Annotated in this window: 10 protein-coding genes and 1 pseudogene; 6 read left to right on the top strand and 5 right to left on the bottom strand. The window is 57.8% G+C overall.

The features are described from left to right. Positions 1 to 364: 364 nt before the first annotated feature. On the bottom strand, positions 365 to 1,075 hold the full coding sequence (locus tag E7T06_RS16155; RefSeq protein ID WP_136366803.1) for a hypothetical protein: 711 nt from the start codon (positions 1,073 to 1,075) through the stop codon (positions 365 to 367). A 1,010-nt stretch (positions 1,076 to 2,085) separates the two neighbouring features. On the opposite strand from E7T06_RS16155, the gene E7T06_RS16150 reads away from it, so the two are divergent. Further along, positions 2,086 to 2,589 carry a GyrI-like domain-containing protein gene (locus tag E7T06_RS16150; RefSeq protein WP_136366802.1) on the top strand — a complete coding sequence of 168 codons (504 nt, stop codon included), beginning with the start codon at positions 2,086 to 2,088 and terminating at the stop codon, positions 2,587 to 2,589. A 260-nt stretch (positions 2,590 to 2,849) separates the two neighbouring features. Here E7T06_RS16150 and E7T06_RS16145 read toward each other — a convergent pair whose 3' ends face one another. Next, positions 2,850 to 4,079: an amidohydrolase family protein gene (locus E7T06_RS16145; protein ID WP_136366801.1), complete on the bottom strand. Its 1,230-nt coding sequence runs from the start codon at positions 4,077 to 4,079 to the stop codon at positions 2,850 to 2,852. A 97-nt stretch (positions 4,080 to 4,176) separates the two neighbouring features. On the opposite strand from E7T06_RS16145, the gene E7T06_RS16140 reads away from it, so the two are divergent. Beyond that, positions 4,177 to 4,683 (top strand): MarR family winged helix-turn-helix transcriptional regulator, encoded by a 507-nt coding sequence (locus tag E7T06_RS16140; protein WP_136366800.1) that lies wholly within the window; start codon positions 4,177 to 4,179, stop codon positions 4,681 to 4,683. Between the two features lie 401 nt (positions 4,684 to 5,084). Here E7T06_RS16140 and E7T06_RS21905 read toward each other — a convergent pair. The 3 genes and pseudogenes from E7T06_RS21905 to E7T06_RS16130 form a co-directional block, all read right to left on the bottom strand. After that, positions 5,085 to 5,186, bottom strand: a pseudogene (locus E7T06_RS21905) (IS6 family transposase); the annotation flags it as partial. A 92-nt stretch (positions 5,187 to 5,278) separates the two neighbouring features. Further along, positions 5,279 to 6,112, bottom strand: coding sequence for an ergot alkaloid biosynthesis protein (locus tag E7T06_RS16135; RefSeq protein ID WP_136366799.1), 834 nt, complete (start codon positions 6,110 to 6,112; stop codon positions 5,279 to 5,281). Further along, complete coding sequence (locus tag E7T06_RS16130; RefSeq protein WP_136366798.1) at positions 6,109 to 6,549, bottom strand: nuclear transport factor 2 family protein; 441 nt, start codon at positions 6,547 to 6,549, stop codon at positions 6,109 to 6,111. Before E7T06_RS16130 ends, E7T06_RS16135 begins: the two co-directional genes overlap by 4 nt. Positions 6,550 to 6,700: 151 nt before the next feature. Here E7T06_RS16130 and E7T06_RS16125 point away from each other — a divergent pair, with 151 nt between their 5' ends. The 4 genes from E7T06_RS16125 (at position 6,701) to E7T06_RS16105 (ending at position 8,755) form a co-directional block, all read left to right on the top strand. Then, positions 6,701 to 7,342 (top strand): TetR/AcrR family transcriptional regulator, encoded by a 642-nt coding sequence (locus E7T06_RS16125; RefSeq protein ID WP_168733590.1) that lies wholly within the window; start codon positions 6,701 to 6,703, stop codon positions 7,340 to 7,342. A gap of 214 nt (positions 7,343 to 7,556) precedes the next feature. After that, positions 7,557 to 7,736, top strand: a complete 180-nt coding sequence (locus tag E7T06_RS21900; RefSeq protein ID WP_240741113.1) for a hypothetical protein — start codon at positions 7,557 to 7,559, stop codon at positions 7,734 to 7,736. 256 nt (positions 7,737 to 7,992) lie between these two features. Beyond that, a complete protein-coding gene (locus E7T06_RS16115; RefSeq protein WP_346763216.1) occupies positions 7,993 to 8,169 on the top strand; it encodes an HU family DNA-binding protein in 177 nt (58 codons plus the stop codon). Positions 8,170 to 8,494: 325 nt separating this feature from the next. Then, positions 8,495 to 8,755 carry a response regulator transcription factor gene (locus E7T06_RS16105; protein ID WP_136366794.1) on the top strand — a complete coding sequence of 87 codons (261 nt, stop codon included), beginning with the start codon at positions 8,495 to 8,497 and terminating at the stop codon, positions 8,753 to 8,755. The last annotated feature ends 41 nt before the right edge of the window (positions 8,756 to 8,796 follow it).

The raw sequence follows: 8,796 nt of genomic DNA, 5'->3' as shown, positions 1-8,796 counted from the left end.
TGACCTCAAGACCCTCAAGGGTGATGGTAGCTTCGACGGCAGAGACAGGAGCGGGGGGCATAGTAGCACTCTACCGTTTCTCTTGCCTAAGTACAATTAGGTAAGAGAACCAATCAACCACCCCCTAAAGCCGCAGGACCGATCAGACTCTCGCTTTACGCGTTTCATCACAATCCCCACTTTGAAGTGTCGCGACCACCAGTTGAATTCACCTGCTTGGAACTGGAGCACAGGCTACCTTCGCGTGAATTGGCGCTGGACCCCACGTATGCACAATCGACTCACCGCCAAGGGTCCGCTGTCACTGGATTGATTCCATCGGCTTCGCTCCATGTACCTTACGCCGTGACCTACCTGAACGGGCTTACTTCGGTGAGGCCTGATCTGTTTGGACGTTATCCACGGTGGGGTCGTCCGACGGAAACAAGCGTGAATGCTGCTGGCTGAAACCGGACCAGGCCCGCTGCTGATGACTGAAGTGGAGCGTATTCGACGCGACGAAAATCAGGCTACATATCACCAGCACCAGCGGCGGCGCGGAGTGAAGCCCAAGCAAAATTCCAGCCGTATAACTGGCGATAAGCACGCTGTTAATCACACCGACCGAACCCGCTGTGGTGAGCAATATCTGCCAGGAATTACTGCGCGCCGATCCCTTTTCGGCCAGCACACCCCAATTGTTATCTCGATCTGACTGTACGAAGTATGGCCGGAAACCGGGTTGCAATTGCAGATACAGATGACGGAGGCGGTTGATGCCCAAGGTATAAAAAGCATCCTCCAGTGCCGACTGGAGGACCCGCAAGTAGGTGGCCAGGCCCAGAAAGATCAGAGTCGGAGTCACCACCAGCGCCGTGATGATGAAAGACTGTCCCAACCGCGTGGCGCTGCCGAGCAGGGAGAGGGCCACAAGCATGCCGGAAATGGACGCCAGGTAAAGAGTGGCGCGGCCGCTGGAGTCAGTGATGGTGGCAGCACGCAGTCCCTGAAGAGCAATATGCTCGGTAACCAGCATGGTGATAGTGCGGGGGTCGTCAAGAGGCATCCCGCCGGGATTGGGTGGTTCGGTGTCCATCAGGGATGCTCCAGTAGAAGACGCGAACTTCGGGTCTGGGGTGCCCAAACCCTTGGAGTTTTAAGGCTCCGTCAAGATCAAGCCGAACCGCATTGCGCAGTTAGCTTCCCCAGACGGAATGCTGATTCCTAAGTTCGTACCGATTCCACAGGATCCAGTTGGAGCGGCATGCTGCTCATATGGCGTTGCCAGGCTTCGAAGTTGAAGAGACGAGGGCACCCTAACGGGAAATTGCGACTATTGCAATGATCATCCTGCTCTGGATAGAGCAAAACAGGCGGCTGGGTAAGGTCACGAATCGAGCATTCTGCGCCGTCCTACCCCTCCTACCTCAGGTCAAGGGAGAACAATCTGACCATTGTATTGTACATGGCTGCGCTGCTCAGATAATTATGTATGACTTGCTATGTACCCAGGCTTCTCTCATCATTGCCCAGGCAGCAGAGCATGGCTGTTTTCGTTTTCGTTAGTCTCATCAATCTCCAGAAAGTCCAGTGGTGGGAATAACGTAGGAGCACCGTCATCTCACAGCGTCCGGTAGAGGGATGGTGCTGACAACCTGACCTTGGTATCTCAAGTTGGTGGAGAAAAAACTCCTCAAAGGAGGTGGGGGGAGGCTGTCAGCGGGACTAACCTGTAAGGTTCGGTACAGCTCCCAGGCCAAGTGCCTCTTGAATGCGCGGAGTGCAGCTCATTCGTTGTTCTCTCTTGCTCCTTTTTCGCCACGCATGTCCTGGTGCGCTCCTCACAGCGCAGACGAATGGCGTGCCTCAGCGTAGATCGAGGCTGAACCCCAGGTGTGCGAAACTGACTTACCCTCAGTGAATCGCACCTCACCCACGCGTTATGGCACAGACTGCAGCAATGTCCGGGAAACAGCCTGATGCTTAGGAGTAAGACATACCTGTGGTATATACAGACCGAACGCCATCAGTCGCGAGAGCGATTCGTTGGCGCCGCACCCGGTCACTCGTGGGTGGGCATACCACCTATTGAACAGGGGGTAAACCATGATGACTCATATCCACCACGAAGACGTAAAGGTGCTGCACCTTCCACCTCAACCCACCCTGAGCATCCGGGAAACTGTGCCGCTCCTGGCCCTGGGCGAGGCCCGAGGCCGGATGCTCCGTGTACTGGCCGACGTGCTGACCCGGCGCGGTATCCGGCCAGTTGGGTCACCAGTCGTGCGGTATCACACCTTCAATGAAGTCGAGACGGACCTCGAACTCGCTGTACCCTTTAACGAGCCTCAAGCGGGCGAGGATCCGGTGGTTTCTGGGGAGCTTCCCGGTGGCCCCGTCGCCACGACCTGGCACCTCGGCCCACACGATACGCTGGGGAACACCTACACCCGGCTGAAGGCCTGGTGTCAGGCTCAGTCACGTGAACCGGGAGGCACGGCCTGGGAGATCTACACCTGGATTGACCTGCTGACGTCGGCTGACCCCGGGGGCCGGCCCGCCCCCTCAACATGGTGGACACAACTCGTTCAGCCCCTTACGCACAGATGATCTCGGTCGCGCCTCTGTGAGATGCTCATTGTGAGCAGCCATCTTAAATCTCAAGTCAAAAAGTAACAGATCTTGTGAAAGAGGAACGTCCGACATTAAAATACTGGGTTGTAGACACATGGGTTACAACGTCCACGTCCTTACCTGTGAACGTCATCAAAGAAGATCATCGGTGTGGTGTATCGACAGTCGGTCAAGACGGCGCTCACGTATTATCTTGCGTTGGGTCGCTGCTGAAGATAGAGGAGCTTAGGCTGGGTTTAGGATCGCGATGCGAGGCGAACCCCGCGACGCCAGACATCTCGAATCGACAGAGTATCGGAGATGGTGGTAGTGGGATCACCCTCGACCAGCAACAGGTCGGCTCGCGCACCGGCAATAATCCGGCCCCTATCGGTCAAGCCGAATCGGCGTGCCGGCACGGAGGTTGCAGCACGTAGAGCTTCGACCGGGGTCAGGCCAGCTTTGACGAGCAGCTGCAACTCATGATGAACGCTCGCGCCATGGGCGAGCCCGCCTAGAAACGGCAGCGGTACTGAGACGTCGGTGCCGACTAAAATATCTACACCGGCCCGATGCAAGGCCAGCACAGTCGCCATCACTTCATCCAGATTGCCCTGCGGGTATTTGGCAAAACTGCCGCAGAGGGTGCCCATCCACTCGGGGCTCAACCGCGAACTCACCCGTGGATCGGCGGCCAGTTCCGCACCGGTATTGCCAATGATTGAGGAATTTAGGCAGAGGCAGGGCGTCACGAAAACTCCAGAAGCTACAATGGCCGCCACGATTTCTGGTGTGTGCGGTACGTCCATGAACACGTGTGCCAGCCCGTTCATTCCAGCATCGACAGCCTGCAATGATGTACTCGCGGTGAGAACGTGGGCAATCGCCATCTTGCCGTGGCGGTGCGCTGCTTCTACCGCCGCGACGATGATGTCCTGACTTGGCATTGGCAGGCCGGGGGCACCGAGCACCGTGCCTTCCTCTATCATGATTTTGATGTAATCCGCGCCATTAGCGACCTGCCGGTCTACGAACGCTACCGCCTCAGGCGGGGTAGACACTGCCTGCGGTTCATGCGCATGGCGTTCAATATCCTCGGCGCTGACGCCAGGGGGTGGCCCGTCACCAGGAAAGAGTTCGTGTGGGTGGCCGTCTGGGGCAGTGATGGCTAAGCCGCTGGAGCGCACGTCCGCGATGTCGTCACGTCCGGCGAGTTGCTCACGTCCGGCGCTGGTCCAAGAACCCTGCATCTCTAGTTCTGTAGTGACGCCGAAGGTCAGCGCGGCCCGCAGACCATCCACCGAAGTATGAACATGGGCATCGATGAGGCCGGGCAGCAGTGTGGCACCACGGGCATCAATAATGGTCGATCCGGCAGGCACTGGACCACCCACGGCACTAATTTGATCACCGTCTATAACGACCGTTTGGTCTTGAATGAGCTGCTCGCCGTCGAAAATTCGCGCGTTGATGATCGTGGTAATCATAGTGTCCTCCTGACTGAACAGAGGCAACGAGAGTCGCTGCAGTTGCTTGCAATATAGCATGTAGTTTCGTATATGCAAGTATGTGTAAGATGGTCTTATGTCGAACGATCAAGACAACGGAATGAATGACGCCCTGCTGGACGAAGTTGGAGCAGCTTTCTCGCGGCTGCGGCGACGGACGACCCAAGTTCCGGTAAACCCACCTGTGTCCCGAAAGGATTTATCGCGTAATTTGGTCATCAATCTCGTCGACGATGCTGGCGGTACCCTAACGGTGAGCCGCCTGGCGGAGCAACTGTCTATTGACGTTTCAGTGGCCAGCCGGATGGTGTCCGATGGCATTTCCAACGGGTACCTCATGCGGCTGGCCTCGCAACATGACGGCAGGCAAAGTGTCATTCAGCTCACACCAGACGGATATGCTCTACGGAACCGCTTTCGGAGCCAACAGCGCCAAGCCTTTGAATACATCACTCGAGACTGGCCAGCAAGTGAACGACTCGAATTTGCCCGCCTGCTCCTTAAGTATTCACAGGCCACGGACCAACTGAGCAGTCCAGATGGGTCTGTCAGCTCGCCCGCTATAACGGGAACGAGTGACTGATCGCAAGCTTCACTGCTACCAATTATTGGGAGTCCGTTGACTTCAGCAAGCGGTGAGATGAATACGACGTTTTGCTTGTATCCATCTCGTTGGGCCAACCTTCTCCACTCCTAGAAACAAGGCTGCCAAGACCCATAGGGTGGCAAGTCAACCGTGATCTTGCTCAGGTTTTGTGGTTTTGCTTTTGATACCGCTGACTTATTCAGGCAACTTGTGCGAGAAGGCGTGTGAAGGCAGACACACGAGTTTGGGCGCGGGGACGCCCGTTCAGATGATCCGCGACTTGAAGCAAGTTGAGCGCTGGGGCGGTACAAAATGTTGTAGACGCGTCTTGGCCAGCCCGCAAGAACTTGACCGGCATGCGCCGATCACCCGGACACCGACGGAGATAGTCATTCCTAAACGTCTTGATGCTTGAGGGAAAAGCGGTGATAACGCCAAACCGCATGCTGGATGATGGTCATCGGGAATCGGTGGCGATACGGCTTGGAGTCAGTCGCAACGGGTCAGCCTCACCTTAACCTGATCAAGGCCATACAACCGGTCGAGACGCTGGAATATATATGGGGAAGCTTGGCAGTGATGTGGCTACGGTTCAACGCCACACACTGGCATGACGCGCGGCAAAGGTCTCGAACGACACTGGTTCGCGTCCGGTCACGGATGCAACGACACTGGTCGTGCGGTTCTCAGCACCAGTTGCGATAGCACGGTCAAGGCCTGCCAGCATCCTCGCAAACCCGGGCGGCACGCCCCCTACCTCGAAGCGTGCGGCCTGAGCCGCCTCGCTCAGCCGGATATGCTGCACACTCCGCCCCCGCGCTAAGCCAATGATGGCTGCAGCCTGGTCATAGCTGATGGCCGCCGAACCCGTCAGCAGCAGGTCGGTATTGGGCGCCTGTTCATTCGTTAAAACGCTGAACGCCGTTTCTGCGATGTCGGCGGCGGTGATAAATGGAACTTGGCCATCATCAGTCGCGGAAAAGATCACGTTTTCGTTGACGATAGTCTGCTGATGTGGCCCTTCTGAAAAGTTTTCCATGAACCATGATGGGCGCAGCACCGCCCACTCGGGTGCACGGCGCCGCAGCAGCGCGTGCACGGCGCCCATGGCAGGGCCGCCCTCATCAATGAGCGACGAGCTGAGCAGCACGAAGCGCCGCACCCCCTGGCTCAACGCGCGTTCGATAAAGGGCTCCATCACGTCAATCGGGGTCTGGGAGCCGGTCGGCGCTACCAGATAGATCCGGTCCACCTCGGCCAGTGCCTTGTCATGCCCCTGATCGTCATGCCAGTCAAATGCGACACTCCCGGGTTGCGCGGCTGTACGACTGGCGCTCCTGGTGGCCCAACCTGCTTGATCCAGCCGACGGAGCAAAGGTGTGGCGGTTTTGCCGGTTCCGCCTGTCACGAGAATCCGGCCGCTCATGCGAGTTCTCCTTGGCCCAGTGCCGCACTGCCGCCCATCGCTTGGATGACGACCAGTGGGTTCCAGTAATCGCGGTACACCTTCACCTTGCCGCTCTCCAGCGTGATCACGGCAATGTACTGCATCTCCACCTGGAGACCCGTGAGGAGAGCGGTGGATTCGGCCGCAAACTCCACCACCATCACGTCGCCGCTGTGGTACGTCGCCTGTGGGATAATCCGCCGGATCGCAATCCGCTCGGGGTAGGGCCGGATGTACTCAGCGATGGCGGCCTTGCCCTCGACGCGGGTTGGCATTCCAAAAGGGGCGTAGGGAAATTCCATTACCCCGTCGTCGTGAAACATCTCGATCCACGGTTGGACATCGCCATGTTTGAGAGCGTCGAGGGCATGAAACAAAAGTTGTTCTGCGAGGTGGTTGGTGTTAAGTTCGGTCATTTTGATCTCCTCTGAGAGAATGTTGAGCTTTGGTGATGCTCTTGGTGCATTGAGGTAGAAGTTCGATTTGCTACGGAACGAGACGGTAGCGTTCCGCACCTTATCAGCGTTCGTAAAGGAGTGCAACGCCCAGTCGCCGCTAGAATGGGTTGTGACCTCTGCCCGTTCTGTTCAACAACCCCCACGTGGGGGCGCGCTGCTGCGTCCAGATCGAACCCGGGCCATCTGGCGTGCCGCCATTATTGAACTGGCCCGCGTTGGGTATGACCAGCTGTCCATGGATTCGGTTGCCAAACGCGCCGGTGTGGGGAAGGCTGCGCTGTACCGGCGCTGGCCAAGCAAGGAAGCCATGGTCATCGCCCTCATCTCAGAAATTGAGATCGAAATCGTTGTTGCAGCTGATCTCGGCTCCTTGCAGGCCGACGTGCGCGATTACCTCTCCAAGGCCTTCAAGTTGTTGCGACGCCCTTTGGCCGCCCGGATCCTCCCCGATCTCTACGCCGAGACCAGCCGGGATACAGCGCTCGCGGCAGCGATCCGGATCCATGTCCAGCAGCGCAAGCGGGAGAGCGTTCAGATGCTGTTAGCGCGCGCTGTATCCCGCGGTGAACTCTCGTTCACACCTGATTATGAACTTGCCTTCGACCTCTTGGTCGGACCAATTTACTGGCGTGCCCTGATCACCAAGAGTCCGACCAGTGGGACGGATCTGGAACAACTGGCGGCCGCAACAACAGCGGCGCTCAAAGCGTGGGCGCCTCCAGTCCCAGCCCAGAACCAGAATCTGAAGTAACTCAAGTGCAACGAGAAGAAGAAAGCAGAAGTGCTCCCCCGGTTCCCCGGGAGTGCACCTCAGTTTGAAGAAAGATGTTGACCTTTCTGCGATAATTCCTGCTCCTGTCATAGAAAGGTTGTGTGGCCTTGACTAGCGTCACGGCAAGCCGAGAGCTGGGGCAATTTGAACCTCAAACCGCAACAGCTGCACCGGTTGACCACGTCAGGAACGCTTGTTTCTTCTCACTGCGGCGGAAACACTCTTGCTGCAAGGCCTCACTGCTCAGTACCTGATTCAGGACAGCCATTGGCTGCAAGCAGGCGAAACGGTGCTGGTCCACGCGGCGGGCGGCATGGGACTACTGCTGGTGCAACTGGCCTGGGGTGCAGGAGCACGGGGCATGTTGCCCTGACCTCCAGCCCCACCAAGGCGGAGGCGGCGCGTCAAGGGGGCGCGGCAGAGGTGTACCTGTACAGCGACGACTGGGCGGCCCAGTTGCGTTCCACTGGCAGAGTCAATGTCGCTTTCGATGTTGTAGGGACGACCTCGATGCAGGGTTTTGAAGCCGTAAGAACAAGCGGGCGCGCGGTGTTTTACGGCATCGGGGGCGGATTCCCACCAGCCGATGGACACGTTGCAGACCCTGACCGGGGGCGCTGCTAGAGATTGTGGTGGAAGCCTCAACGCACGGGAAGAGCGTGAGTTTGCCAGAGTTGGGTTCCTTTAGTGCGAATGCGACGCCGGCGCGCACGGGGATGAATTCGAGCACGCTGGAGCGGATACAGATTCCGGCGGGACAAAAAGTTGCGTCTAAGGTTGCCTCGACCTTGAAAAGCAGTCTGTAGATCCAGCAGCCCCCGGGCCGGACGTAATCTGGCTGGATCTCAACATGCCGGGGATCAACGGTCTGGAGGTCTTGAGCGTGCTTAAGGCCCAAGAGCCCTTCGGGTACATTCCAGTGACCATGTTGTTGACGTCACAGGACCAACATGACATCCAACAGGTCTACCAGCAGCGGGCGAGTGCCTACGTCATGAAGCCGTGAGATTCGAGGACTTTTTGCAGCAGGTGGAGAGTGTTGTGGCGTTCTGGGACAGAGCTCAGCTGGTGACTCAGCGCTGAAGGGGGAGCTGCATAGCGTCAGCTGGTCAGGTCGTGTACGGTGCCGGGATGACGACATGGCCCGTTGAGCTGGCAATTGAGCCAGGTTCAGCGCGGCACGTGCTGGTGATTGAGGACAACATACATGACGCCCTCCTCCTGGAAACCGCTTTGGAGGAGGTGGCGGCTGAGATCCAAGTCACCCGAGTCATAGGTGGCCCGGCAGCTTTACGCGTATTTGAAACTTTTTCCCTGCCCCAGTTGGTGGTGCTTGACCTGCATTTACCGGGCGAACAGAGTGGAGACATCTTGCAGGCGCTGCGCACCTAGGGCGGTGACGCGCTGCAGGTGGTGTGCTGGAGTCGTTGAGG

This window comes from Deinococcus sp. Arct2-2 (assembly GCF_004801315.1).
Taxonomy (GTDB): domain Bacteria; phylum Deinococcota; class Deinococci; order Deinococcales; family Deinococcaceae; genus Deinococcus.
Note: the sequence above shows the minus strand (reverse complement) of the source record. Positions and strands in the feature narration are given on the sequence as shown.